Source organism: Rhizobium sp. NPDC090275 (assembly GCF_044772225.1).
Classification (GTDB): Bacteria; Pseudomonadota; Alphaproteobacteria; order Rhizobiales; family Rhizobiaceae; genus Rhizobium.
On record NZ_JBIVYL010000018.1, the window covers coordinates 1 to 24,346 of the forward strand.

Annotated in this window: 26 protein-coding genes and 1 tRNA gene; 12 read left to right on the forward strand and 15 right to left on the reverse strand. The window is 55.8% G+C overall.

The features are described from left to right. From ACIQUB_RS29710 to ACIQUB_RS29725, 4 genes are all read right to left on the reverse strand, one after another. On the reverse strand, positions 1–677 hold a 677-nt coding region (locus ACIQUB_RS29710), incomplete at its 3' end, for an IS256 family transposase (RefSeq protein ID WP_402935129.1). Between the two features lie 644 nt (positions 678–1,321). Next, positions 1,322–1,885 carry an acyloxyacyl hydrolase gene (locus ACIQUB_RS29715; protein WP_026283527.1) on the reverse strand — a complete coding sequence of 188 codons (564 nt, stop codon included), beginning with the start codon at positions 1,883–1,885 and terminating at the stop codon, positions 1,322–1,324. Between the two features lie 836 nt (positions 1,886–2,721). Beyond that, positions 2,722–3,564 carry a Crp/Fnr family transcriptional regulator gene (locus ACIQUB_RS29720; RefSeq protein ID WP_402935133.1) on the reverse strand — a complete coding sequence of 281 codons (843 nt, stop codon included), beginning with the start codon at positions 3,562–3,564 and terminating at the stop codon, positions 2,722–2,724. A 111-nt stretch (positions 3,565–3,675) separates the two neighbouring features. Continuing rightward, entirely contained in the window at positions 3,676–3,921 is a 246-nt protein-coding gene (locus tag ACIQUB_RS29725) for a DUF982 domain-containing protein (RefSeq protein WP_402935136.1), read from the reverse strand. A 300-nt stretch (positions 3,922–4,221) separates the two neighbouring features. Here ACIQUB_RS29725 and ACIQUB_RS29730 point away from each other — a divergent pair, with 300 nt between their 5' ends. Then, positions 4,222–4,515, forward strand: coding sequence for a DUF982 domain-containing protein (locus tag ACIQUB_RS29730; RefSeq protein ID WP_018901413.1), 294 nt, complete (start codon positions 4,222–4,224; stop codon positions 4,513–4,515). Between the two features lie 821 nt (positions 4,516–5,336). Here ACIQUB_RS29730 and ACIQUB_RS29735 read toward each other — a convergent pair. Continuing rightward, positions 5,337–5,588: a hypothetical protein gene (locus ACIQUB_RS29735; protein WP_402935139.1), complete on the reverse strand. Its 252-nt coding sequence runs from the start codon at positions 5,586–5,588 to the stop codon at positions 5,337–5,339. Positions 5,589–5,905: 317 nt separating this feature from the next. Between ACIQUB_RS29735 and ACIQUB_RS29740 the strand changes: the two genes are divergently transcribed. Together ACIQUB_RS29740 and ACIQUB_RS29745 are read left to right on the forward strand one after the other, a co-directional pair. Next, complete coding sequence (locus ACIQUB_RS29740; protein ID WP_402935142.1) at positions 5,906–6,466, forward strand: hypothetical protein; 561 nt, start codon at positions 5,906–5,908, stop codon at positions 6,464–6,466. Positions 6,467–6,553: 87 nt separating this feature from the next. Continuing rightward, positions 6,554–6,688: a hypothetical protein gene (locus tag ACIQUB_RS29745; RefSeq protein WP_402935145.1), complete on the forward strand. Its 135-nt coding sequence runs from the start codon at positions 6,554–6,556 to the stop codon at positions 6,686–6,688. A gap of 378 nt (positions 6,689–7,066) precedes the next feature. On the opposite strand, the gene ACIQUB_RS29750 is transcribed toward ACIQUB_RS29745, so the two are convergent. Together ACIQUB_RS29750 and ACIQUB_RS29755 are read right to left on the reverse strand one after the other, a co-directional pair. Beyond that, positions 7,067–7,777 (reverse strand): SDR family NAD(P)-dependent oxidoreductase, encoded by a 711-nt coding sequence (locus ACIQUB_RS29750; RefSeq protein WP_402935148.1) that lies wholly within the window; start codon positions 7,775–7,777, stop codon positions 7,067–7,069. Between the two features lie 1,012 nt (positions 7,778–8,789). After that, a tRNA-OTHER gene (locus ACIQUB_RS29755) sits at positions 8,790–8,901 on the reverse strand. Positions 8,902–9,494: 593 nt separating this feature from the next. On the opposite strand from ACIQUB_RS29755, the gene ACIQUB_RS29760 reads away from it, so the two are divergent. Next, complete coding sequence (locus ACIQUB_RS29760) at positions 9,495–9,770, forward strand: hypothetical protein (protein WP_402935151.1); 276 nt, start codon at positions 9,495–9,497, stop codon at positions 9,768–9,770. Positions 9,771–10,074: 304 nt separating this feature from the next. Here ACIQUB_RS29760 and ACIQUB_RS29765 read toward each other — a convergent pair whose 3' ends face one another. Together ACIQUB_RS29765 and ACIQUB_RS29770 are read right to left on the reverse strand one after the other, a co-directional pair. Continuing rightward, the gene (locus ACIQUB_RS29765) at positions 10,075–10,362 is read right to left on the reverse strand and encodes a hypothetical protein (RefSeq protein WP_402935154.1); all 288 of its coding nucleotides are present in this window, start codon (positions 10,360–10,362) and stop codon (positions 10,075–10,077) included. A gap of 519 nt (positions 10,363–10,881) precedes the next feature. Continuing rightward, positions 10,882–11,382, reverse strand: a complete 501-nt coding sequence (locus ACIQUB_RS29770; RefSeq protein ID WP_402935157.1) for a hypothetical protein — start codon at positions 11,380–11,382, stop codon at positions 10,882–10,884. 137 nt (positions 11,383–11,519) lie between these two features. On the opposite strand from ACIQUB_RS29770, the gene ACIQUB_RS29775 reads away from it, so the two are divergent. Next, entirely contained in the window at positions 11,520–12,185 is a 666-nt protein-coding gene (locus ACIQUB_RS29775) for a response regulator transcription factor (protein ID WP_113237872.1), read from the forward strand. Then, positions 12,182–13,546 (forward strand): sensor histidine kinase, encoded by a 1,365-nt coding sequence (locus ACIQUB_RS29780; RefSeq protein WP_402935161.1) that lies wholly within the window; start codon positions 12,182–12,184, stop codon positions 13,544–13,546. The genes ACIQUB_RS29775 and ACIQUB_RS29780 overlap by 4 nt, the downstream gene beginning before the upstream one ends. 12 nt (positions 13,547–13,558) lie before the next feature. Here the strand turns inward: ACIQUB_RS29780 and ACIQUB_RS29785 are convergent, their stop codons facing one another. Further along, positions 13,559–14,128, reverse strand: coding sequence for a pyridoxamine 5'-phosphate oxidase family protein (locus ACIQUB_RS29785; protein WP_402935164.1), 570 nt, complete (start codon positions 14,126–14,128; stop codon positions 13,559–13,561). A gap of 370 nt (positions 14,129–14,498) precedes the next feature. On the opposite strand from ACIQUB_RS29785, the gene ACIQUB_RS29790 reads away from it, so the two are divergent. Both ACIQUB_RS29790 and ACIQUB_RS29795 read left to right on the forward strand, forming a co-directional pair. Then, positions 14,499–14,810, forward strand: a complete 312-nt coding sequence (locus ACIQUB_RS29790; RefSeq protein WP_018901397.1) for a hypothetical protein — start codon at positions 14,499–14,501, stop codon at positions 14,808–14,810. Positions 14,811–14,852: 42 nt separating this feature from the next. Beyond that, entirely contained in the window at positions 14,853–15,065 is a 213-nt protein-coding gene (locus tag ACIQUB_RS29795) for a DUF2945 domain-containing protein (protein WP_113237875.1), read from the forward strand. Positions 15,066–15,582: 517 nt separating this feature from the next. Here the strand turns inward: ACIQUB_RS29795 and ACIQUB_RS29800 are convergent. The 3 genes from ACIQUB_RS29800 to ligD all read right to left on the reverse strand — a co-directional run bounded on the left by ACIQUB_RS29800 (position 15,583) and on the right by ligD (position 17,732). Beyond that, positions 15,583–15,906, reverse strand: coding sequence for a hypothetical protein (locus ACIQUB_RS29800; RefSeq protein WP_113237876.1), 324 nt, complete (start codon positions 15,904–15,906; stop codon positions 15,583–15,585). 321 nt (positions 15,907–16,227) lie between these two features. Beyond that, a complete protein-coding gene (locus tag ACIQUB_RS29805; RefSeq protein WP_402935170.1) occupies positions 16,228–16,467 on the reverse strand; it encodes a hypothetical protein in 240 nt (79 codons plus the stop codon). Positions 16,468–16,691: 224 nt separating this feature from the next. Next, positions 16,692–17,732, reverse strand: a complete 1,041-nt coding sequence (ligD, locus tag ACIQUB_RS29810; protein WP_402935173.1) for a non-homologous end-joining DNA ligase — start codon at positions 17,730–17,732, stop codon at positions 16,692–16,694. A 359-nt stretch (positions 17,733–18,091) separates the two neighbouring features. On the opposite strand from ligD, the gene ACIQUB_RS29815 reads away from it, so the two are divergent. Further along, entirely contained in the window at positions 18,092–18,394 is a 303-nt protein-coding gene (locus tag ACIQUB_RS29815; RefSeq protein ID WP_402935176.1) for a hypothetical protein, read from the forward strand. On the opposite strand, the gene ACIQUB_RS29820 is transcribed toward ACIQUB_RS29815, so the two are convergent. After that, positions 18,391–18,903, reverse strand: coding sequence for a ferritin-like domain-containing protein (locus ACIQUB_RS29820; protein ID WP_402935339.1), 513 nt, complete (start codon positions 18,901–18,903; stop codon positions 18,391–18,393). The genes ACIQUB_RS29815 and ACIQUB_RS29820 overlap by 4 nt on opposite strands. 330 nt (positions 18,904–19,233) lie before the next feature. Between ACIQUB_RS29820 and ACIQUB_RS29825 the strand changes: the two genes are divergently transcribed. From ACIQUB_RS29825 to ACIQUB_RS29835, 3 genes are read left to right on the forward strand one after another with little or no spacing between them, the layout of a single operon-like run. Then, a complete protein-coding gene (locus ACIQUB_RS29825; RefSeq protein WP_113237969.1) occupies positions 19,234–19,806 on the forward strand; it encodes a PAS domain-containing protein in 573 nt (190 codons plus the stop codon). A 9-nt stretch (positions 19,807–19,815) separates the two neighbouring features. Continuing rightward, positions 19,816–23,241: a CheR family methyltransferase gene (locus ACIQUB_RS29830; protein WP_402935179.1), complete on the forward strand. Its 3,426-nt coding sequence runs from the start codon at positions 19,816–19,818 to the stop codon at positions 23,239–23,241. Further along, on the forward strand, positions 23,234–23,584 hold the full coding sequence (locus tag ACIQUB_RS29835) for a response regulator (RefSeq protein WP_402935182.1): 351 nt from the start codon (positions 23,234–23,236) through the stop codon (positions 23,582–23,584). Before ACIQUB_RS29830 ends, ACIQUB_RS29835 begins: the two co-directional genes overlap by 8 nt. A 165-nt stretch (positions 23,585–23,749) precedes the next feature. Here ACIQUB_RS29835 and ACIQUB_RS29840 read toward each other — a convergent pair whose 3' ends face one another. After that, positions 23,750–24,190: a VOC family protein gene (locus tag ACIQUB_RS29840; protein ID WP_402935184.1), complete on the reverse strand. Its 441-nt coding sequence runs from the start codon at positions 24,188–24,190 to the stop codon at positions 23,750–23,752. Between the last annotated feature and the right edge of the window lie 156 nt (positions 24,191–24,346).

Consider the following 24,346-nt stretch of genomic DNA (forward strand, 5'->3'; position numbering starts at 1 on the left):
GAGATGACCAACTTAACGCCGCGTAGGCCTCGTCGCGTCAGCTTGCGCAAGAACTCTGTCCAGATCGGCTCAGCTTCTGAGGTCCCGACCTCCATACCGAGGACTTCTCGTCGACCATCGGTGTTGACGCCCACCGCGATGATGGCGGCAACAGAGATGATGCGACCACCGCGCCGCACTTTGAGGTAGGTGCCATCCACCCACAAATACGGCCAGTCGCCCTCGATTGGCCGATCGAGAAAGGCTTTGACCTTGTCATCGATCTCTTCGCACAGGCGGGAAACCTGGCTCTTTGAGATGCCGCTCATCCCCATGGCTTTGACGAGATCATCTACGGAACGCGTCGAGATGCCCTGAATGTAAGCTTCCTGGATAACAGCTGTCAGCGCCTTCTCGGCCATGCGACGTGGCTCGAGGAAGGTTGGGAAGTAAGACCCTTTACGCAGCTTTGGGATACGCAGCTCTACCGTACCTGCACGCGTCTCCCAGTCACGGTCGCGATAACCGTTGCGTTGCGCCAATCGCGATGGGCTCTTCTCACCGTAGGCCGCGCCAGTTGCAGCGCTAACTTCCAATTCCATTAGTCGCTCAGCAGCAAAACCGATCATGTCGCGCAGAATATCCGCGTCCGGGGTCTTCTCCACGAGCTCGCGTAGGTCCATTATGTCGTTGGTCATCGATGTATCCTTCGTATCTGGTTGAGTGTCAGCAACCCAACCATACCGGAGATTATCGATGACCGCCCGCAAAGCCGCTCACTCGCTACAGCGCGCTGAGGGCGCGCTCGCGAGCGGCTTTGCTACCGTCGACTTACACCACGCTACGGGGCACGATCTTCAGGGGAGATTCCGATCGAGACGGTCCCAGCTATTGGCCCCGCTGTTGACATATTGCAGTCTGGTTGGGCCGCTCACAGGATCTCACGTCGCAAGCGTTAAGGGTGAGCAGCGCTGAGATCCCCGCCGATTGTAGTCGAGCACCGAGGTGCAACATAAAAAAAGGGGCAGTCATCAATTACAGAAAAGCCCGCCGGGGGTGTCGGCGGGCATTTGGCATGACAGGGACCGTTTCAGTTTCTGTCAGGTAGATCACATCCGCCCGTAATGTACATTTAGCGGAAAGGAGTAGGCCCCAGTCGTGATAGCATAGCGCCTCCCGCAATTCTTGATCACATAATCGCGCCGGCGGGTCCGGCGTGGCCAGTTCGTCGTCGGTTGCAAGCGACAATTATCGCGCTAAGTCCGCGAAACAACGTCAATCGAGAGCCCCTTAAAGGCGCTCGCCATTATCCGGGTGGTCTGGGCTGGCGTCACTTTGGACTTTAGAACTTATACCCGACCTGCACTCCAGCGCGTGTCATGCCGTTGTTGGGTCCGTCGCAGAGATTGGCGTGCGAGGAATGAGCAACTTGCGCCATGAGGTTCCAGTGGGCATCGAGGCGATAACCAACGCCGAGATATTCATGGAAAAGGAACCGGCAGCCAAGGTTGGGACCGTCCACGCTGTTTTTGAGATCGCCATTGTGCCAGACCCCGCCAAATCCGGCCTCGGCAAACAACTTTTCGTTGAAGTTCACGGTCCAGGCCAGGCCGCCGAAGATCTGCGTCGCCTCACCGGAGGTGCCGATAGAGGTGCCGAGGTTCAGCCGTGGGCGAGCCAGCGTCTGCTTCCAGTCTGTTGCCGTGTCCTGGCCGAACGGATCGAAGAAGACCGTGACTTCCGGAAAGACACCTTCTTCGTGGCTGTGACCGTCCTGGATCGACGCCGAGGCGCCAAATCGCAGTTCGTCGAAGATCTTCTCATCCGCGTGCGCGTATACGGGCAAAAGCGAGGTATTCACGACAATTGCCGCATACAGCAAGCCGTGACCGATAGATGCTTTCATATTTGTCCCCATGCGAAGCGCTCGATGTCGGCGAATCTCGCCTATCAACCCTTTGGTAGCACCGTTAAAGTTGCGGTAAACCAGTCTTTGTTCTCGACACGAGATTTCTCATCACCTGCGGCTAATACGCAACATGTGGATAGCCGCCCCTCAGGCGACCGAGACGTGCAATGTTGGTGAGAAATCCAGTTGACGCGTGCCTCGTAGTGGCCGTCGCATCAATGTATTGCGAAAATGCGCCGCACCTTGAAAGTGGTATTCCCGTGGTCTTGAATTTCGAACCGGTAGGAGTTGGCTATCTGTGCGCGAGCCCAGCTTTCGTGAGGCGCCACATGAGCGCACGTGATGGATCGCCGACTTCAGCAGGTCCGGCTTCCTTCGCCAAGGTGACCGTCTCTCAATTAACGCCTGACCGCGGCGACTTGGACTCGTCGCTCGTCAGGCTGTGAAGCAATAGCGCGATGCTAAGACTTGGACCACGGACGATCATGCTTGGTCCTCTCAAGTCCTTAGCGGACGGGCGGTTCACCAATTGATCAGAGAAGATTGCTGTCCATTGCTGTCCAACGGGTATCGACGACGAGTTGTTGCGAAAGGATGTGGAGAGCCGACAAGCGTTGAGGGACTTTTGGCCCTCCACACGCCGAGAAAGCATGGAAACCTGCTCGGCGGGACAGTAACTCTCAATAGGGCGACATGTTCCGTCGCCAGCTAAAGAAGACGGCGAAGCTCTAGCGGAAACAAAGCCCGTCGCCCTGTCTCGACTTTTGAGCGACACGGCGATTACGTCGACCGCTCAATCATTGGAAACTCACATGAGGTTTCATAAGCGACTATCACTGTGCCGCCATGGCATCAGGTGGCAGTTTTGCCAGCATATCGAACCACGCGTTTTCGGCGGCGCCATAGAAATCTCCGGCAGCCGCTTCAAGGCCAGGGCGATCCACGATCTCGACATACCCACGCTTAGACCGGATCCAATGCTCACCTTCGAAGACATGCAGCCATTCGGTCACGCTCGCGCGCCTGACGTTGATATAGCTACCAAGTTCGTCGTGCGTCGCCACGATCCTATCCCCATCGATCCGGTCATGCAGCATGAGCAGCTCGCGCGCGAGGTTCTGCTCGATGTTACCGGCGCGCCCGCTCGCGGCGATCATGGCGGACTGGACGTTGCGCCATGCGTCATACCGTGCAAGCCTAAACGCCAACTCTTCGTCTTGTCGCACCAGCGCCTTTAGCGCATCCGGCAGAATCTCGAGTGCCCAACCGTCGGTGCGCGCCTCGGCAACGAAACGCGCTGGCGAGGCGTCGGTGAGGAGACTGATGCCAGTCATTCCTTCTCGCCCTATCATACCGACCTCGACGTTGACGGCAGGCGACAAGGGGAAAATAACGGAAATCACGCCCTCTTCAACGAAAAGCGCGCTATGGATCATGTGAGGAGGTTGCTCGATCTTTTCTCCGCGATGAAATGATCGTCGCTTCAAAAAAGGCTGCAACGACCGTCTCACATCCGACGACAGAACGCTCAGCAAGCGGTTGCGATATAACAGCATGATGACTGGATATAGCGCGTTGCGCGAAAAGAAATTTTTCCGTACGCTAACGTACAAAATGCATCTTGTTTCTCTCTGTTCAGCGCTGAGGAGAACGTGAGATGCGGTTTGCTCTTGCATGCATATCTGAAGGCGCCCCCAGAAATACTGCTGCGTTCACCTCAGTCCGCGATCTCTCATCGTCATACAGTCATTTTCGATATACAGTTCGGCCGAGCAGGTGTGAGGAAGTCAACCTCTCAAGATGCCCGCTTCCCTTGCCGCATGAACAAAAGCATGTTTCGCCTTCGCGGTGGCCATTTTTCCGTCAAGCGCTTGTAGACAGGCTCGCCGGGCCACGGAAAACGATTTTCCACCTTTCGTCGGCCAGGACGTCATCAAAAACGCGACAGCTTCCCTGTTGCTCCCAACACAGCGGAAGTGATCGGCACTGTCCATCATGAGTTCAATAGGTTTGTCCCAGAGATCTACGCTCATCTTGGTTCCTTTTTGTTTACTCGAGAGGAAATGCATTCGGCGTGGGACCGTTCCCCCTCTCGGACCGAAGTCCCACTCCCGGTTGCGACCAAAGACGAACGCTGCGGCGCGCTGAGGGCTTGATGACCACTGTCTTTGGCCACACCGCGCCTTGAAAGCGCATTCGACGAAATTGTTGTCGCGCGCCGGCGCCTTTTGCTTTTCCGGGCCTGCAGATTGCGCTAAAAAGGAGGGGGTTGAAATACTAATTTCACTTCCCAAATCGTGCGCCGTCAAACGCGTCTAAGAAAGGAGATGACGATGGCAAACACACTGTTTGACGCACCACTGTTTATGAAAAAACGCCACTACATTCAAGAACTGGCCAGTCTTGAGGACGTCTTCGATTTCTTGGAGGAACTCCCGGAAGAGGCGAGAGATACAAGATATAACCTGCTCGACAAAGCCTGCCGTATGGCCGCGCAAGGTATTGTCCCCCTCCCTGCGATCCGTGAAGGCGTCCGTCGGTTCTTGATTAGGCGTCATTTGCTGGCAAATATCGAGGAAGTTCCGCTAGTTGCGAAACGTCGCTCCGATCGTAACGTGGGTTCATAAGTACCCATCACGAGCTCAATCGAATTCTTGCCCGTTCGGGGCTGACCGAGCGGGCTCGATCGTATCGACATCTGTTCTTAATCGGCGATCCATGAGCCCTTTGAGCCGGGTTCGTCTAGATAAGCTTGCTTGAACTTCTCCGCGCGGGACACTGAAACCCGCGGGCTGGGGCCTATCCGTCCGGGCCCTGCGGTTCTTCCGCTATTGTCATCGTGCAAGAGGTTGCCTGCCGCTGCCCGATCGATGAGGCAATTCAAGCGACTATTCTATGACGCAAGAACCTATCCGAAGCCAAGGTAGCAGATGAAAGATCCCTGGCGTCAGGGGAACGTAGCTTCTTGAACGAGCCACCAAACCGGCAGGAAAGCAACCGTTATCGCAATGGCCCATGCCGAAACGAATTTGATTATATACTGGCGACGAAACCGTAACTCGTTCCACTCGTAATACATTAGCATCTCCCCATTCAATCCCACACAACTGCGCTTTCGATGTAGAGTCGAGTGCTAGAATGCCACACTGCTTCACGAAGTGCGTTCGAGTGGAACGCGAGCCTTCGACCTGAAGGCTTTGAACAGATTGAAAAAGAGCACCATTTCCCGGAGGAGAGACCGGAAATGATGCATGGGGGCGGCGGCCCTATTGCACACAAATCTTCGGCCGGCCACACACAAACGTCAGAACACGCAGTGGCATAAACCGACACTCTAATTGGCCGAACACGCTAGTCGTAAGGCCGATTGATCGGCGTGGCACTCGGCGCTGGTCTGAGACCAAACCAATACAGGACACCCACGCCCGCTGCTCTTTTACTCAGGCGTTTACTGTTGATTGAAACCAGGGGTTAAGATCGGGGACAAGTCACCCGCCATCTTATCGCCAGGAGCGTCGTTTCGATTCCTGATATACTCCGCTATATCGCCGCCACAGGCTGTGTTCAGTTCATCAAAAGAGTAGCCTGCGGCTTCCGCTTCCGCTCGCAGAAACTCGGCTTGTTGTTCAACGGCCGCGCTGTCGCCGGGATTAAGCTCCCGTCCCAGATTGTCGTCAAGCCATTCGTTGATAGTTTTCATCACATCCTCCTAGACAGATGGGCGAGCCCCGTGGCGCGCCTATAGCTGTAACGTTGGACGAAGGAGGAGGTTGCGCATATTTCGCCTTTGTATTTAGCTTCGGAGGGCTTGTGGCTATTAGGACGTCTGGCTGCTTTCGCGGCTGAACACCGGATGTGGCCCCCGTGCTCGTTGCCCGTTGGTCGCCCAAGGCGGCCACGGTGCTTACTGTCTGAGCCTGAGCTTGCGTCTTACATGGCCCGCGGTTTGCCAGAAGCTGCGCGACCACTGCTGTGCTCAAGCATCGTAATTCTCGTCGATGCCTTCCAAAAGCTGCCGTGCAGCGCACGCCGCATATGGTGCCCGCGCGAAATCGCCCGGGGACTTTGAGCTCCGCCCAACAGGTTTTTGAAAAGCACAAAATCCAAGCAACCGAAAAACTCACGACGCGGCCGCAGCTGAATATGAGCTTGCGTTCCCCGAACCAGCGATGCTCCCCAATTAGCTTGCCTTCGATCTGGTTGGCACTTTTGGAGCTGCCAGTAATCTTGCCGCCACAAACATGGAAATTGGCGCTCGCATTGCCACCACCGCGCATCCTTTGCTATACCGTCGTTTTCGGGCTGAGTTTCTTCAAGGAGGCAGCTATGCAGAGCAGACTTGAAGATGACTATGTTGCCTTGACGACACGACTTCGGTCGGTCGAGGCGTTTTGTGAATTCCTCAGCCATGGTGGCATCGTTCGTGTCGCGGAAACCGAGGGCGCACCTTTCACAGAGGTGACGAAAATAATGCTCGCTAGGCACCGTCGGGAAGCCGACGCGATCCGCAAGATGAGACGGACCCTCTACCCCGATCGCGCGGATGAAGACTTTCCCCCTTTTTGCAGCCGTCACTAATCTGTGAAACCCGCGCCGGAAAGCTAGCTAGACCACCGATGGCGCTCAACTGCTCACAAGGCTATTGCGTGATGAGAGGGAGTGTTCATGGGTTTCGAGGCAAAGGTCGGTCTCGTTCTCAAACGCCGCCGCCGCGTGAGGCTTCCGAGTTATATGCCAAGCTTCGACAACAAGCTCTTTTTGAGCAAAGGCTGCCGTCCGCCGCGCGATCGTCATCAATGACGGCCTGGCAGCTGCAGAACCGCCTCGATTTGATTGTTGGCGCACATGGCGACCGTCGCTCCCATCACCAAGATGGAAACAAGCGTTGCGCCGGTTTTTTGCTTCTGGACTACCGATATTCTGGCAGTGCTGAACGCTTGTCCCCCGACGAGATATCTGCCGAGCAATCGTCGCTGCAACGCCAGATCCTGTGCGTCCTGGATCCTCTTCCACAACGACGCGGCCTTACCCGACCTGCCTCACACTTTAGAAAAAGTTCGATATGGCGGGCAGCCAGTGGCCAAGAGGGCCGAGGCTCCGATTATGTTTCAATCGCGGTAAGGCGGGCTCCACCCCTCTGGACTGTTAGGTAGCTTGCTCTTGCTTGTGGCAACCGCACTACCATTCAATCGGGCTGCCATCGTATGCGATGAACTTGCCCGTCTCAGTCTGTCTGTCCAGCGCGCGAAGGATTGAGGTGGCCGCTTCTTCGGGACTGACCGTCGGATGACCCTTTGAGTAGGGAGCAGAGAGGGGCGTTCGAACTGTTCCCGGATGCATAGCTGTGACGACGGCATTTGGATGCGTTCGCGTCAACTCGATGGAGGCTGTTCGAACAATCTGATTGAGCGCCGCCTTGGACGCGCGATACGAGATCCAGCCGCCCTTTTTGTTATCTGTAATGGAGCCAACGCGTGCGGACAGAAACACCGCCGCCGTCCGAGACCTGCGATCCAGCTGCGGCAGAAAATGCTTTGCCACCAACGCTGGGCCGATCGCATTGACGCGAAACTGCGAAAGCATGATCTCGGGATCGATTTGACGAAGAGATTTCTCCGGTGACTGACCGTGCGTCGTAAGCACGCCCGTCGCGCATATCAGCAAATGGATAGGGCCGTTCGAGATGCGACCCGCGCGATCGGCGATGTTCACCTCCGATAGCAGATCGAACCCGTCAGACCCGCGCGCAACCTCAACCAGCTCGCCAAGCTGTTCATCGCTTCTTAAACGATCACAAAGCGCACGCCCGATCCCTCCGCTCGCACCTATGACAACGGCGCGGTAGCCTTGTGGCAGGGATCCTAGATGTGAACCTGCTTCGCAACCCATGGGTCAAAATCCATTACTTGCCCTCCATTCGATTGCACCGCCGGAGTGAAGGTGTTTCGAACGCAAAGCGGCGTCACTTGTGCATTCCTACGATCCAGGCTTGGTATCAGATTACGGGAAAAGACGTTGGAATGGAATTTTGCGCCGCGGGCTCCCTCAGCGAAATCGCGAGAGGCACGATTGCTTCAGTCATCGGAAGGCCGGCCAACCAAAAGCGGAGAGGGTTGCGCCATCAAACTCGCTCTGCGAGGTTGGACGCCCGGAAAGGCTGAACCAATGGCGTTTGCATATCGATTACGCTATCGCACGCAATCAACTCTCACAAGCTGAGCTTGAACGCACCAGTCGCAAGCCGGTTCGCTTAGAATGGAACCATATGATCATCGAGAGCTTTCATATGCGCCAGCGAGATGTATGTCGCGTCGACAATATGAGGAACGTTTCAGATGCGCCTTTTGGGCCTGAATGTAGCGAGAACGACCGAGGGTACGATCACGGTAGAGTATCATGGGGAGGGCAACGAGCTCATTACCGTGCGCATGTCCGTGGATAGTGCCGTCAATGACGAACAAGCTGTCATTTTCGCTGAGAAAATGATGGAGGACATGAGTGCGACTCGGCGTGCATCAAGATCAACACAGGGCGGCCAAGACGTTATTCTCGACGGAACGCTAGCATCCGAGGCCCGTTAGCAACCCATCGCGTCAGCCTCGGTTGGTTTCACCAGGTCTATGCCAACAACTGTGTTTGCGATTGGCCCGGCAAAATCCGAAGAGCCGTAAAGCGCTTATCCAAACGATCTGACAGTGGTTACGGCAGAGAGGGTCTGCCGAAGGCGTTCCGCGATCGCGCACTCACCGGCAAACTCGCTGATCCCGGAAGGTTCATCGAGATGGCCGGCCGATTTATCGCCGTCGCGACCAATCGTGATATGGGCGCCCACTATGGTCAAACGCAACGAAAGGCCAAAGGTTATTACACCCTTAGCCGTACTCGTCCCGCGGCCGAAATTTGGTAGTCGGGGCAGGGATTCGAACCCCGCGTCACAGCGCGAAGGCTGGAAGCGACCTCGGTTTTCCGAGGGTAGGGAGAGCACCGCGCTCCAATTACGCTTACGCCCGACTACACCACTAACACCCGTCATGGCAAGGAGTTCCGCCACCCAACATATCGAACGTCTGGCATGGGCATTTGTGTGAAGCTAAGTTAAAGCACAAGAGCAGCGGGAGTCAGCGATGACAATAGTTACCGCGGCTTGATAAGTTGCAAGCGCGCCAAGAGCGATCGATCTAACTCCATTCAGTATCCAAGGGTCGCGTCCGCAAATTATTCCGACAAGCGTTTTGCCGTCAGCGTGGATGTAATCGACACTTTCGAAATTATGTTCGGAAACGCTGCTCAAGCGCGACCAGATTGTCTGATACCGTACGGTCGGGGTTGACATATTGCCCTGTTCATATGCGTGTGTGATAGTGCAGGGGCTGACTGGGTGATACGTTTCGGCCCTAAAACCAGGCGTGCACATCACATCATTTAGTCAGCACCACTGTCAATTTCCAGCTCAAAGCACTTTTGTGCCATACCGTACAAAGGTTGTTAAAAGTTTCAATCTCTCGAAATGAGAGTACACTACCTTTCGTCGGCATCGAGTTGAAATGGTGGACGTCGCTTGGGAGTTGCTACTTGCTCTTGCCGAACTATCGGAGGAGTACCGCCCATGTTGATATCCCTCATATCACTAACCGACGGCCAGATCGAAACCGTTACTGCCGCCGTTCGCGAATGGTGCGCTTTGAACCACTGTGCCATCGATTCCGAGAAAGGCCGGCGAGCGATCACCGCCAGCGTCGACCTCGTTCAAATCAACTCAAGCGAATCGCTTCTTGACCAACTGGTCCGGGCGCTGGGACCGTTTGAAAGCCGACCGGAGAAATTCAATGGGACTAGTCAGGCAATCGATAACGCAAGAAGGCCGACGCAAACTTGCCGCTGATACCGACAGTATCGCTCGTTCAATCGTCGAGCGGGAACGCGCAGTGCGTCATGCCAAGACCGCTCGTCTCCGTGATGCGCGTTTGAAAATGGAAGCCGAGGGTACCGAGCCTTCTGTAACCGAGAGACATTGAACTTCGCAAAGGTCGTAAAAAGAGGCGTGGACAGGCCCCTCAATCTGCATTCCCACGCTCAGGCTCATTTGGTCGAATTCCCCGGCTGTTAAGCCCCGAGGTAACCAGGTAAGTCAGACGGGTAACTGCTTGCGAGAAGGCGCTCTTCTCGCCGCTTACAATCTGGCAAAGTCACGGGAAATGATCAGCACGGCCGAACCCAATTCGGACCCTTGCTGCTGGCCGAGCATCAGTAGGAAACTTAACCGTCACCCCACGCTGGCGGAAATATGCCTTCATTCGCTTTCTGCCCTCGCGATTTCCCTGCACAAGCTTGACGGGGTCGAATACGGCCTCCTTCAAACGCTTAAGCGCCAGAGCCGCCTTGAGATCTGCAATGCGCTCATCGATACCGACATTGTCGGCCTGGAGGGATTCGTAGATCCGCTTCGTCGCACCGTCGACGGTAAATTCACCCATTGTCATGCTTCTGCTTTTCGCACTGTCCTTGGCTTCAACGCGCTATTTTCAGTTCAAGCTTCCACCTATCCTCAGGATTATGGCTGGACTCATGGATCGAAAGACCGCTGCCTTCCATGTCGATTTGCATCATCGCCAGGAGCCAATCGGCGGGCATCACAGATGGCAGGGCTTCCCCATTGAGTATATCTAGAAGCTCATTTTCAGTCGCGAGGCTTTGACGGGACTGCTGACCAAAACGGTCTAGCGTCCATAGGTAGCATGTCGTCAAAGTCTGTCAGTCCATATGTTTATCTAGGGCCTCTCTAAAGCCAGAGGCCGCCAGGATCAAGTTTGGCGCGTTATGAGCAATGGTAAGCTCAGATGAAGGCAGAAGCGATAGAGCGCCTTCGTATGACCCGAGAACCACCGCTCGACCATCCCGAAATCGAAATGGCGTTGGAGAAGACGTCGAAAGAGACGTCCTCTCCAAGTCGCCCATTTCATGCGGTAGGCCTGTGGCGTTGGCAAACGAGATGACTAGGGTTTCAGGTGCCGCATGGCCTCCTCCAATGGGCCACCATGTGGGCGGGGGCCGGGCGGTGGGCGAAGCGCATCCGTTTTTCCGTCGCCATGCACAATATAGCTTGCGCGAAGGAACCCATCGTCAAACCTTCCCTGAACGGTGACAGGCTCGTCTAGCGCGACAAGCTTTCCATCATCTCCAGCAGGGCCGGTCTCGATCAGCGCTCGGCCGCTAGCATCCTGCATGATGAACTTGTTTCCATAGATCTCTGCAACGTTGCCCTTGATCGTCACGATGGCGTTGCTGTCTTTCAGGCTCGTGATCACGACAGGGGTCAACGGCGCCATTTCCACGTTAGGCCTGGTGAGCTTCATTGCCGTTGCGCCGCCTGCTGCACCGACTGCTAGGACAACGAACGCCGAGATGGCGAACGCCGCAAAGTGCTTGGTGGGGCGCCCGGGGGACGTGTTCTTCTCGTTCTCGCGGGGATTTGGCGAGCTATCTTCGATGGACATCACAGTGTCTCCTGTTGGTTTTGACAGGGTGACGATACGATTTTCGGTCCACACGCAGACTGAATGACACGGTTCAGTTTCAGTTAAGCGAATTCGCCCTAGTTCATAGTGAGACTATAAACAGCTTCCGGGTATTCATGCGAATTCTCCTTGTAGAGGACGATGCCGACCTCTCCCACCAAATTGCAGCCGCCCTACGGTCGCAGAACTTCGTCGTTGATCTCGCTCGAAACGGCGAAGACGGCGAGCACGCCGGGCTCACAGAGATATTTGACGCGGCCGTCCTGGATCTTGGCCTTCCGAAGATCGATGGTGTCGCGGTTTTAAAATCATGGCGGGACGCGGGGCGTACGCTTCCTGTTGTAGTGCTGACGGCCCGTGACGGCTGGCCGGACAAAGTCGCTGCATTCAAGGCTGGAGCGGACGATTTCCTGACAAAGCCTTTTCGGGTCGAGGAGCTCGTCCTTCGGCTGCGCGCCCTCGTTCGGCGCTCGGCGGGCCACGCTGCGTCCGTCATCACCTGTGGCGACCTGTCGTTCGATGCCCAGCTCGGCACATTTGAGCTCGCAGGACTACCGTTGAAGCTAACGGCCTTCGAGTGGCGTGTACTCTCATGCCTGATGTTGCGAAAGGAGGTCATCGTGGATCGCAGAGAACTCATCGAGCGGGTCTATGAAGGCGACGCGGATGTTGATTCCAACTCAATCGAAGTCATCGTCGCGCGGCTTCGACGAAAGATTGGTACCGACAGGATCGAGACAGAACGCGGACGCGGCTACATGCTGACGGCAAACAGCAAATGATCGCGTCGCGTTTGCGAAATCCGCAAACAATTGCGGGGCGCCTCATCGTTTTTTCGATATTCTATGCCCTTGCAGCACTGGTAGTTGCTTGCGTCGTCCTCGCCCTTATCGTTGCCAATGTGGTCAGGGATCAGGTCGACCAGCGGCTGAGCGTGCAGATCGAAGCTGTCAGGGGCAGTATAAAGATTGGCCCCGATGGTTCGCTTGCGGTTGACGGTAACCTTGACGGCCCGCCGTTCGATCGGCCCGGGTCTGGATGGTATTGGCAGGTGAGCACTGCTGGAAAGCGTTTGACCTCCAGTTCTCTTTCTGGAGCGAACTTGTCGAACCCTCCGCAGCCCGTTGATTGGCGCAACCTGCTGACTGGAACCCCACGAGCGGGCGCCGGACGGGACAACCGCGGGCAAAACCTGCATTTCCTGACCTCGCAGTCGTTCACTGCAGGAGGCGAGGTCGAGATCATCGCCACCGCACCGCGCTCGGCTCTTGTCATGCCCGTACTACGGGCACTGTTATTTCTCGTCCCGGCAATGCTCGTGTTGGGTGGGCTGCTCGTTGTCGGCATCCTGCTTCAGGTCCGTTACGGTCTTTCGCCTCTTCGAACGCTGGCTGAGAAGGTTGCCGACGTTTCGTCCGGTCAATCAAGGGGACTTGATGAGCCTCAAGCGGAGGAGTTGCGCCCGCTCGTTGTGGAGATCAATCGCTTGGTAGAGCAGAACCAGCTGCGGATTGCCGAAACACGGCTCCAATTTGCAAACATGGCGCATGGTCTCAAAACCCCCGTGGCAAGTCTCTATCTCGCTTTGAACGATGACGCTGATCCGACCGGAGAGGCGCGTCTGCAAGTCGAAAGGATCGACCGTCAGATCAAACATCACCTGGCAAGGGCCAGGGCAGGGGTGTCAGCGGCAGGTTTCGCTCCCACTACTCAGCTTCGCTCGCATGTCGATGATATCGTGGCGATGATGCAGAAACTGTATGTAGACAGGCAGCTGACTATCTCAAACCAGCTGGATGAGACCCTAAGCGTCGCGTGCGCCACCGAAGACGTCGACGAGATACTGGGGGCAATAATCGATAACGCGTGCAAGTGGGCGAACTCGTCCGTTCGAATAGCCGGCGCGCAAGATCGCGGCGAAATCGCAATTGTCGTCGCCGACGACGGTCCCGGCATTAACAGCGACGACTTGACTGACGTTTTGAGCCCAGGTGTTCGCTTAGACGAGACCGTGCCGGGGGACGGCTTCGGTTTATCGATAGCCAAGGAAGTTTCGGGGCTTTACGGCGGCCGTCTCGTGCTGCAGAACATGCCCGAGGGAGGTCTGTCGGCTACGGTCGTGCTACCGAAACCGACAAGCTGAGTCCTAGCAAGATCAGGGGTTGATCTCTCGCGCATCCACCAATTCGCTACCGGATCCATATAAAAACATCGCCCGCCGATTGCCACCGCGCTTCAATTGAAACCAATCAAGTTGAAAAGCCCGAAATACGATCACTCCGAAAACAAACTTTCCTTCTTCGCCACCAGCACTGGCCGTCTCAAGCTCCACGTCGGCCGATGACTCTCCCGGAGGGCCACCAGTGTAGGTCGACCGCGTCCATGGCGACAGCCTATCCCACGCGTCTGCCGCTTTGGGGCTCCCTGGCCCATGGCGTTTGACCTTGCCGCGCAATCGAAGTTGCTGACCACGCGCCGCGTCAAACGCCAACACCGTCACTGCTGGATTGGCGCTCACTTCGCGCCATTTCGCGGAGCGAATATCCGTATGGATCTCGATCGTGCGGTCTTCACGGTTTGCGGCCCGAAGGACCACCAGGCGAGCCTGCGGATGTCCGTCGCGATCGACCGTACAGAAGTTCAGGTAGCGCAAGGCTGAGCCGGAGTCCGTACCTGCTCGTTCGAGATTGATCCAAGCGGCTTTATCAAGTTCAATCAGGGTCAACTTCAACCTCCAATGAAATGGCGCGATAGTCGAACCTACGCACGACCAGCGAGCGTGAACATCGCGATCATCAGCTCGAAAAATGCTAGGTATCGATACGGTCCTCCAAGTCAATCTCGTAAGTTTCAGCCTTGTCGACGCAGTTGGTCCCGTGAGAAACTGCCACATTCGCGGCAGCCAATTAGATCGGAGCGCAGGCGCATAGTGGCTCACTCGACGGTACAGGCTACAGGGCCCCATGCCCCAGCAAGATGGAGGGGACGGCCAGGCGAGTGATTGGCGAAGGCCAGCACGTTGTCGTCTCAGAAAGAAGGCCGGCCGGGAACTTACTTGTTTGCTGACAATTCTATTCCTGTCAAAGGAGTGGACAATGTCAGACAGCAAGACCAAGACCGTTACAGCAACTTTCGAAACGCGGGAAGCTGCGGACCTCGCGATCGAGCACCTGGTGCAAAAAATCGGTATTGAAAGGACAGATGTGTTCGTTCGTGCCGCTGGTCGTCATAATTCCTCGGGTGTTGACGTCAGCGGTGGCGACGCTCCCTCAGCCACTGAACATGGACGAGACGATGCTAAGCTCAGCGGCGAGATCGAAGTATCAGCGGACATAACTGCGGACAATATCACCGCACTCCACCGAACATTCGGCGATCTAGGAGCGCTGCGCGTCACCGCAAAGTGACGGGTCAGCCCGAATATTTTTCAGTGTTGCACGGAGGAAATTGTGAGCAAAGACCTGAAAAAGGGTGACCATGTCACCTGGAAAACCAGCCAGGGCGAAACGACGGGCACCGTCGTCAAGAAACAAACCAGCCCGACGAAGATCAAGGGTCACGACGTCAAAGCGTCCCAATCAGATCCGCAGATCATCGTTGAGAGTTCGAAGACCGGCGCCAAGGCAGCTCATAAGCCCAGCGCACTCAAGAAGAAGTCATAGGCCAGCCGGCCCAAATGACTAACTCTCAGGCATCTGGTGAATGAGGCGTCTTTAGTTCCACGTGGCGACTGACGACACCGCGTACAATTAGGTGAGAGGCTCTGGATAAGGAGCGCCCATTTCTTGGTCTTGGACGCCGGCCGAGGAACGCTGCTGTGCGTCGGTGTCGTGGCCGGCTGATGCCGCCTCAGGGTATTCAGGCGCTGAGGGAAGTGCTGGCAGGCCTATAGGTGCCTTTTTGCAAGCACTGGACGTCCTAAACGGCCGTCAGCGCGCAAGAGTAACGGATGAGCGTTGCATTTGCGCCATATGGCTTCCGTCTCCCTCTCCTCGGACGCGGTTCTCGCACAGGGGCAGCAACTGCCTAATTGGCAGGCTCGCTAGATTCTGGTCGCCTCTGGTGAAAAAGCACTTTGAGGCCAGCTGCTAGGCCAGCACTCGGATCCATCACCAAGGCAAAGCACTGAAACCATGTTTCTCAGGCGCGACATGGCTCATTTTTCGCGCGTGCATCTCATCAGAGCGAATTATCAGGGATGATGAAGTTTCCGTCCAGCCGATCGACGTTCTCACAAAAGAGGACCGGGCATGACCGGTCTCGCGTAGGGACCCGCTTCCATTCGGCATATTCGTTTGCGTCGCAATATCGGCTATTACGCACGAACCGATCATAGAGTGGTAGGCCACGCGGCGAGGTCCAGCGAAATATTACCGCACCCTGGTCATGGACCGCGGCACGCGCCTGATCACATGTTATCTTCAGCGGGCTCAGGCGAGAGATCGCTGCTGCAGGTGAGGCTGCCAACAAGATGGCAATAACGATGACTGACTTCTTGTGCATGATTGGACCTCGATTGTTTTATCTGAAACGACACCGAGGCTCAACGGTTCCAGAGACAAGATGTTTCGCCTATTCCCTTTACTTGGAGGGTAGAAATCCCCGAGCCGCTCTTGTCCCAAGAGACCGTAGGTCATCCGGGGCGTGGTTTGCCCCGTCATCCCGGAGGGGTAAACGTGGTTGGCCTCTGCTTGGCTCATCGTTTCTGAAGAGTTCAACACTCCCGCCACCACAATGCCACACACTAAGAGGCGAAAAGCGTGTCAGAGGGCGCGGCGCGACGACCTCCTATTCGTGATCATCAAGTTCGAACGACTGGCCCGCCTATCGACTTTGTGGGGGGCGGGTGTGATCAACAACTGCGCTTTCGCTGCCACCTTCGGTGTTGGGACGCGCCGCCAAGCTATGCTTGAGGGCCGCGGTGGTCATCTTGCCTTGCTTGTAAACTTCAATCATTTCCGCGTGTCGTTCGGTGGCAGCAGCGATTGAAACTGGATCGACAATACCCAGCTCCGCCATGACTGCATGTATCAAATCTGACGTTGTTTTCGTAGGCTCTGCCATTGAGGCCTCCTTGTTGCTGAACGGTCGCAAACGACGATGTCACTTCATCCACAACGACCAGTCGGCTCCATCGTTCCGATACTTGCTCTGTCCGCGGTCGCGACGTTCGGTCCGAGAAACCGATGAAGGTCAGGAGGCCGCGCACCGGATGCAGTTGGGCCACCCGAAGTGGCCGTGCGATGGATCCGCGTTGCTGGGATACATGCTGCACTCCGTCGCTTCCATCATGCTTTCTGGCTGTCGATCTGGAAGATCGCTGCGTTATCCTGGACCTCACGCAAGCCCTTGTACGACGCGTGACGAAGATTGCCATCGTCCGTCCATCCACGAAAATTGATCTCGGCAATGAGCGTCGGCTGTGCGAAGACCAAATTCTTCCCCCTGATCGGAACCGCCGGCCTTTTGGTCTTCAACCTGTCGAGGGTCTGCTTGAGATAGAAGGCATCAGCTTCCTTGAAACCTGTCCCAACGGAACCGACTGACTTCCATCCTTCTCCATCACGAGCCGCGAGGAGCAAGCTGCCGATACCACCTCGCGCGGCACTGCTCTGCTCATACCCGATTACAACGAAACTTTCACTTCGAACGCATTTGATTTTAAGCCAGTCGCCTGTACGCCCAGAACGATACTTGCTCTCTCGATGTTTGGCGATGATGCCTTCGAGCCCGTGTGCGCAGGCGGCTTGAAGCAGCGTCTCACCGTCGCCCTCGACTTCTTCGGAGAGCTGTACCGCGCCGTTACTTCTGGCAAGCAAATCGGCCAGTAAGTGACGCCGGACGGACATCTCAGTGTTTGTCAGGATATGTCCATCAAAATACAACAGATCGAAGGCAAAAAACACGGCTTCCTCCGACGCTTGCTTGCCTCCCCGGCCGCCCAGTGAACGCTGGAGGGCTCCGAAATCCGATCGACCTTTGTTGTCCAGAACAACCGCCTCGCCGTCAAGTATCGCCGTGCCGACCCCGAGTTTTCTGGCTGAGGCAGCGATGGCCGGGAACCGATGCGTCCAGTCATGGCCTCCGCGCGTCAAAATGCGGACACCACTGGGCTCGATGTGCCCCGACACCCGATAGCCATCAAATTTCACCTCTAAAGCCCAGTCGGGGCCGACGGGCGCTTTCGATTTGAGAAGTGCTAGAGCCGGTTCAATCCGGGAGGGCATTTCATCAAACGGAAGGTTTGGTTGCGCAGGGTCGCGCGGCCGCTTGGGCCTGGATTTCGCGACCTGATCATCGCGAAGGAGCGGCTTCGATCGACTACGCATAAGAATGATCCCTGTCGAAGACTTACCCTACTGCGACTCAATCATTTCGGAGGTGATTCGTTCCGCAGCGCGAAGTCTGCTGGGAGGCGTCGTTTCCAGTCCATCCCTTTCGATCTGCAAGCATTCTTACGCTGGCTTGCTCGGGCGACCCAATGTTGCCCAGAGCTCGGTGCATGCAAATCCGCCAGCACAGAGCTCGAACCGGCTTGACCGATGCTGGCTTCCGCCTCCTTCTATGAAGACCATTGCTGTCACGAATTTGTCACGCAGCATGAAAGTTGCCGCCGCCCAAAGTCGAACGTCTTGCCAGGAATCGCAGTTTTCTCTGAGATAGGCGGACAAAAATCAGGGCACTTTCAATGTTGAAGTTGATCGAAGGTGGATTAAGCCAATCCAAAAGTCAGGCTGCAGGTGAGAAGGAGCAAATCCAGGCCGAAGGTCAAAGGCGCATGCGGCAGGCGGGCGTGGACCGTTTTTTGGCACGCGAGAAACTGACGGGCATCGCTATGCCCAGCACAATCCGGGTGTTCATGCTGCAAGTGGAGTTTGCGGTCGAAGCTTTATCCAGACTATCTCCCATCCCGAGCAACATAATGGACGATGGGTACTGGCCGACATGCAATAGGGCTGCCCCGTTCGAGGCAGCCCTGATCAGGCGTTAGGCTGCTTTGGCGCCATTCGCGTTCGCTGCCGTCTCGGCAAGCTGCGTCAATTTCTGATCCGTCGCTTCCTCTTCTTCGAGGTTTGCCTGGAGGAGCGGGACTGCGTCCTTCAAGCCAAGCTGGGTGGCCCAGGCGATCAGAGTGCCGTAACGCGCGATCTCGTAGTGCTCTACCGCCTGAGCCGAGGAAATCAAACCAGCGTCCAAGGCAGGGGAGCCCTTGAACTCTTCCATGATTTCCTCACCCTCGGAGATGATCCCCTGGATCGCTTCGCAAGTCTTGCCACGGGCAGGCTTGCCAAGAAGTTCGAAAACCTGTTCCAGGCGTTCGATCTGACCCTGGGTCTCATCGCGATGCTGAAGGAAACCCGCCTTGCCTTCTTCGGACTGCGCAGCGCGGGCCATCTTTGGCAATGCCTTCAAAATCTGCTTCTCGGCGAAGTAGATGTCCTTGAGCGTATCAAGAAACAGATCATCAAGCGTTTTCGTGTTGGTCTTGGTGGTAGCCATCATGTCCTCCTTTGAAATGACGTTGGAAAACACGTTTGGCGAGAAGCGGTTCCAATGCTACCGCCAAATCCCGCGCGTATTCTCGCCTCTGTACCTTAGCGTACATAAGGTTACAGCTCGCAGATGATGGTCTCTGATGCTCGAATTGAGCCTTCGATCGCGCACAAAGACTGTCCGTAACAACGGCATCCACAACCTTGGGTATTTCACACCTGACGCATATCAACATGCCCTCAGGTATTTAGTCTGGTCGAGAGTTCGAATTTCTTTTGATTAACTCCGGTCATGCATTACCTAGTTTCGAAACCGGAATCTGATCGGATCACTAACTTGACTGACATTGAAGTTGACCGCCCTCTTATCAACTTTTTCGAGAATTCCTCGATCGCACTCGCTCTTGCGGAGGCAAGCGAGGATAACCTGCTCCTTTTGGTAAACGATCGCTTTTCCGAGCTTACAGGATACGGCGCTGACGAGGTGCTGGGCAGAAACTGTCGCTTTCTCCAGACCAATCCAGACGGTCGGCAAGCAGACAATCTGGAGGCCAAGGCGAAAATCCGGCAATTTCTTTCCGGCGAGGGCACGTCTGTTAGGACGCCGATCGTCAACTTTCGAAAAGATGGAAGACCGTTTGTGAACCTCCTGTTCATGTCCCGTCTAACGACGTCAGGCGAGGTGACCCGTTACATTTTCGCATCGCAGTTCGATATCAGCAGATCGAGTCCACATTTGCTAGATCAATACGACCATGAGCTGGGGGGCGCTCTTTTGCGGATAAGGCCATTGCTCGAAGGACACAACGTGATGCTGGAAGGTACCCTGTCTACTGTCGCAAATTCCACAAACGCCATCGCACAGGCAAAGGTCACCCTCGCCGAGCTTGATCGCAATCCCAGCCACTAAAGGTCAACTGTGCTGCAAGTAGAAATCAACGACCAAACAAGGGCCGACGGGTTTGTACCAGTCGTCGGGATCGGGTCCTCCGCTGGTGGTCTCGAGGCTCTGCGCGACCTGTTCTCCAGTGCGGTCTTGCCAACTGGATTGGCCTTTGTCGTGGTCCAACATCTGGACCCTCACCATGAAAGCATGCTCGCACAGCTGATTGCACGGCATACCAGCCTAAAAGTGCTTCAGTGCGAGGGCGGTGAGCGGCTGGAGGCGGAGTGTGTCTACATTATTCCCCCAGGTCAGGGGCTCTCAATCCGAGAGAGCCGCCTGGAGTTGGCGTCGTTTACGCAACCTCGAGGTCTTCGCCGCCCAATAGACGACTTCTTCATCTCCTTGGCGAACGATCAGCATGCGAATGCCGCATGCGTCATCCTGTCCGGGACGGGCGCCGACGGAACAACGGGCCTGCGGGCGGTGAAAGAAAATGGAGGACTGTGCGTTGTCCAGGAACCGGAGACCGCGAAGTATGATGGGATGCCGACATCTGCGGTCAGCACGGGCTTGGTCGATTACATAAGAGCGCCATCCGAGATCCTGGACTGCCTGAACCAGTTCTTCTTCAGGCGGCCGGCCGGGACCAGTGCTGGCCAGGTCATTGCAGATCATATTGACGATTTATGTCGCGTCCTACGTTCGGCCATCGGACACGATTTTTCCAATTACAAAAGGTCGACCGTCATACGTCGGGTCGAACGCCGAATGCACGTCTTAGGCATTGATAAGGCGGCCGCTTATCTGCAGCGGATTAAGGGCGACAATGATGAATGCGAAGCTCTTTTCCGAGACCTTCTCATCAACGTCACCAATTTTTTCCGCGACAAAGCCGCTTTTGATGTTCTCGTCGATAAGGCAGTGGTCCCTCTTTTGCGCGAGGCAGAGAGAAGCGACGACGAAATTCGGGTGTGGGTGCCTGGATGTTCAAGCGGTGAAGAAGCCTATTCAATCGCAATGCTTTTCGCAGACGCTGCGAACGTTCTCGGGTTGAAATGCAATGTCCAGATTTTCGCGACCGACATTGACGAAAGCATGCTGCAGATTGCCAGAGAAGGAATTTACCCGCTTGCCGGGCTCGCGGATATTCCTTTGAATTTCCAAGAGCAGTTCGTCGTCCCGCAAAAGGATCGGTTCACATTCAATTCAGCAATTCGAAGCATGATCCGCTTCTCGGCTCACAGCTTGATCAAAGACCCGCCATTTTCAAAGGTCGACCTCGTCTCCTGCCGCAACTTGCTGATCTATTTCGACGACAAACTGCAGCAGACGGTGATGCCACTTCTCCATTATTCGTTGAGGCCAGGCGGGTTCTTATTTCTGGGGACGTCGGAGAGCGTTGGACGTTTCGAAAAGCTGTTTTCTGCCGTTGATCAAAAAACACGCCTTTTCGAGCGCATGCCAGGCTCACCCGCGTACCCAATTCCATTGCCAGCGGGCAACCGGCGCGAATCCACCAGACGAGAAACGCCCTCGGCCGTTCCTACGAGGACGCGCGCCGACGACAGCCTTGCGGTCACTAAAATTGTCGACCGTTATGTTCCGGCCTGCCTGGTGCTCGATACAGATGGCCAGATCGTAGCAGCCTACGGGCCTCTCAGTCGCTTTTTCGAATTTCCCGTGTCTCGTTCGAATGAAAGCAGTGCAACTTCGTTGGCGCGGCCGGGGATTAAAGAGAATATAGGACCGCTTCTTAGGCAAGCTGGAAAGGCGGGCAGGCGGGTCATTGCTCGGGACGTCGAAGCTGTTACGGACTTTGGTACCCTCACGGTTGACATCATTTGCGATCCTTTGAGCGACGGCACACTGCTCTTCGTGTTCCAAGAGAAGGGCAAGCTCACTGTGCCTGTCGATAGCGATCTGATCGACCTCGAGCCGGGTGACGGTCATGTGGAGGCATTGGAGAGCGAGCTTCGCTTTACGAAGCATCGACTACGAACGGCCATTGAGGAGCTTGAAACCGCGAACGAGGAATTGAAAAGTTCCAACGAAGAAATGATGTCGATGAATGAAGAGCTTCAATCGACAAACGAGGAACTGACGACAGTCAATGACGAGCTGAAAGGCAAGATCGACCAAGTTACGACGGCAAACTCCGACCTCAAGAACTTTTTCGATTCGACCAGTCTGGCCGTCGTGGTCCTAGACAGAGATCTTCGCATCAGGTCCTTCACACAAGCCGCAACGGGTTTATTTCCGCTGCAACCTAGCGATAAGGGGAGACCCTTTTCAGATGTCGCCAGCCATGTTCTCGATTTTGACTACGTGGCCAACGTTCGAAAGGTCATGGCGGAAGGCCGCGATGCCTTCGAAACCGTTCCCGATCGCACGCACGCACGCACCTTCACGTTGCGCATTCTTCCGTACCGCACGTCAGACGGAACGATTGACGGCGCCACCATTGTTCTGAGTGACATAACCCAAGCACTGGATGTGCAAAACGAGCTTGCTGCCGAGCAGGAGCGTCTCGATCTGGCCGTTCACTCCGCCGGGATCGGCGTGTGGGAGTTTCTGCCTGACGATGACAGCATCGCGTTGAACAGCACCATGCGCGATTTCTTCGGCTTTAGGGCCGAGAACGTGAAGTTTCAGGAATTCCTCAGCGCCATCCCAGAGCCGAGAAGAGAAGAGGTCGCTGAAGCAATCAGAATGGCCTCCAACACGCACAAGGGCTTTGATCTCACGCTTAAACTGGAGCCCACATCATCGATAACCCGTTGGCTAAAGGTTTTCGCCAGACCGGTTACCCATCGCAGGCGCGGGCGTGTCATGGGCGTTTGCGTGGACGTGACGGCTGAAAATGATCGTGCCGAAGCACGTGACCTCATGCTCGGGGAAATGAACCATCGTGTGAAGAACCTGTTTGCGATGATCGCCGGGATCATGCGCGTCGCCTCGCGTAACCACACTTCCGTCCCATCTTTTGTAGCCAACATGGAAGGGCGCATCTTAGCATTGGGGCAGGCACACTCGCTTGCGACCCGTCAGGATCGAGAGAACGGAGTTCGCCTCGATGAATTGCTGAATGTCATGCTCTCCCCATATTCACAGCAAAGTTCAATGTCGGTTCACGGGCCGAATCTCACTATTCGCCAGGAGTTTATCACGCCTTTAACCCTTATCCTCCATGAATGGGCGACCAACGCCGTCAAGCACGGCGTGCTGGGCGCCGTCGACGGACAGCTATCCGTTCGATGGGATTTTGATGAAGCCTTTCTGGTGATGACCTGGGAGGAGCATAGAGAAGTTGAAGTGGGCCAACTGGATCGGCAAGGGTTTGGCACTGTTCTTCTTTCGACGGCTGCTCGCCAGCTGAGGGCAACGCTCGTCACAGATGGAGACGGACATATCCTTCGTCACCAATTAAAAATGCCAATTTCCGTAGGTGCAAATGAATAAGACGGTTTTGCTTGTTGAAGACGAGATGTTTGTTGCGCTCGATTTGCAGATGATTTTCGAGGATGAGGGCTGGGATGTGGCTGGACCCTATCCCTCTACGCAGGAGGCTCTCGAATATCTGGCAACTAACCGTCCAGATTGCGCGGTTCTCGATGTCAGACTCGTAGACGGCGATGTTTTCCCTGTCGCGGACGCACTGACCAACATCCAGGTACCGTTTGTTTTTCACTCCGGTCACGCTGACCACGCCCAGCTGAATAAAAGATATCCGGCCTCCAAGCTCTATTCAAAGCCATGCAGGCCTTCGGATCTTCTTCAGGAAGCGCAGCGTATGGCAGCCTAGTCGCTCATGGCGGCAAAGCGGCCCGGTCCACGCCTAAATACCCCATCAGGGACATCGCTCTATCTTATGCGGCGCACAATACAAGAATTGGATATCCTATGCACGGATGCATCGGCCGCCCTGTAAATTGAAATCGGCACGGCAGCGTAGGAGCGACCTGGAAGGCTAAACAGGCGGCTGCATCAACTCGATGGTGATACCATCCGGACCGGAGATGTAGGCTACCATTGTGCCGCATCGCGGGCCGGCTGGTATCGACTGCGGCGAACCCTTTATTGCCCACCCCGCCGTCTCGACCCGCGAGATGGCCGTGTGGATATCCGTAACCACGAGAGCAATGTGCGCGGCGCCGATCGCACCCGCGCTACGAGGTGTCTGGCCCAGCGTACCGCCCGTGGAATATTCGAGAAGCTCGATCGGGTAGCCATTTGGAGCCGTCACCACCGCCATTCGGCAGCGCGGATCGTCAACCCCTGTGGCCTCCCGTAGGAACTCACCACCCATCTCGCCTTGGCGAGTAAGGTCGAAACCCATCGCCTCAGTCCAGAACTGGATCGCCTCCTCCAACGAGGTGACCGAGAATCCCGTATGGTCTACAGCTATCACACCAGCGTCTTCGGCCATTTTTGTCCTCTCATATCGACCAGCTGGCATTCTTCACGAGCTATTGATGGCTTTGCGGCTTTCACCGTCCGCCCGTGACTGGATGGCAGTCACTGATGCGGATGGTCCGAAACCCCCGATTTGATGCGATGGGGGGAC

Excerpts from the sequence above, each read along its gene's own strand:
- ACIQUB_RS29715 (WP_026283527.1), bottom strand. The coding sequence starts at position 1,885 with ATGAAAGCATCTATCGGTCACGGCTTGCTGTATGCGGCAATTGTCGTG.
- ACIQUB_RS29720 (WP_402935133.1), bottom strand. The coding sequence starts at position 3,564 with ATGCAAGAGCAAACCGCATCTCACGTTCTCCTCAGCGCTGAACAGAGA.
- ACIQUB_RS29725 (WP_402935136.1), bottom strand. The coding sequence starts at position 3,921 with ATGAGCGTAGATCTCTGGGACAAACCTATTGAACTCATGATGGACAGT.
- ACIQUB_RS29730 (WP_018901413.1), top strand. The coding sequence starts at position 4,222 with ATGGCAAACACACTGTTTGACGCACCACTGTTTATGAAAAAACGCCAC.
- ACIQUB_RS29735 (WP_402935139.1), bottom strand. The coding sequence starts at position 5,588 with ATGAAAACTATCAACGAATGGCTTGACGACAATCTGGGACGGGAGCTT.
- ACIQUB_RS29745 (WP_402935145.1), top strand. The coding sequence starts at position 6,554 with ATGGGTTTCGAGGCAAAGGTCGGTCTCGTTCTCAAACGCCGCCGCCGC.
- ACIQUB_RS29750 (WP_402935148.1), bottom strand. The coding sequence starts at position 7,777 with ATGGGTTGCGAAGCAGGTTCACATCTAGGATCCCTGCCACAAGGCTAC.
- ACIQUB_RS29760 (WP_402935151.1), top strand. The coding sequence starts at position 9,495 with ATGTTGATATCCCTCATATCACTAACCGACGGCCAGATCGAAACCGTT.
- ACIQUB_RS29765 (WP_402935154.1), bottom strand. The coding sequence starts at position 10,362 with ATGGGTGAATTTACCGTCGACGGTGCGACGAAGCGGATCTACGAATCC.
- ACIQUB_RS29770 (WP_402935157.1), bottom strand. The coding sequence starts at position 11,382 with ATGTCCATCGAAGATAGCTCGCCAAATCCCCGCGAGAACGAGAAGAAC.
- ACIQUB_RS29775 (WP_113237872.1), top strand. The coding sequence starts at position 11,520 with ATGCGAATTCTCCTTGTAGAGGACGATGCCGACCTCTCCCACCAAATT.
- ACIQUB_RS29780 (WP_402935161.1), top strand. The coding sequence starts at position 12,182 with ATGATCGCGTCGCGTTTGCGAAATCCGCAAACAATTGCGGGGCGCCTC.
- ACIQUB_RS29790 (WP_018901397.1), top strand. The coding sequence starts at position 14,499 with ATGTCAGACAGCAAGACCAAGACCGTTACAGCAACTTTCGAAACGCGG.
- ACIQUB_RS29800 (WP_113237876.1), bottom strand. The coding sequence starts at position 15,906 with ATGCACAAGAAGTCAGTCATCGTTATTGCCATCTTGTTGGCAGCCTCA.
- ACIQUB_RS29805 (WP_402935170.1), bottom strand. The coding sequence starts at position 16,467 with ATGGCAGAGCCTACGAAAACAACGTCAGATTTGATACATGCAGTCATG.
- ligD (WP_402935173.1), bottom strand. The coding sequence starts at position 17,732 with ATGCGTAGTCGATCGAAGCCGCTCCTTCGCGATGATCAGGTCGCGAAA.
- ACIQUB_RS29815 (WP_402935176.1), top strand. The coding sequence starts at position 18,092 with ATGTTGAAGTTGATCGAAGGTGGATTAAGCCAATCCAAAAGTCAGGCT.
- ACIQUB_RS29820 (WP_402935339.1), bottom strand. The coding sequence starts at position 18,903 with ATGGCTACCACCAAGACCAACACGAAAACGCTTGATGATCTGTTTCTT.
- ACIQUB_RS29835 (WP_402935182.1), top strand. The coding sequence starts at position 23,234 with ATGAATAAGACGGTTTTGCTTGTTGAAGACGAGATGTTTGTTGCGCTC.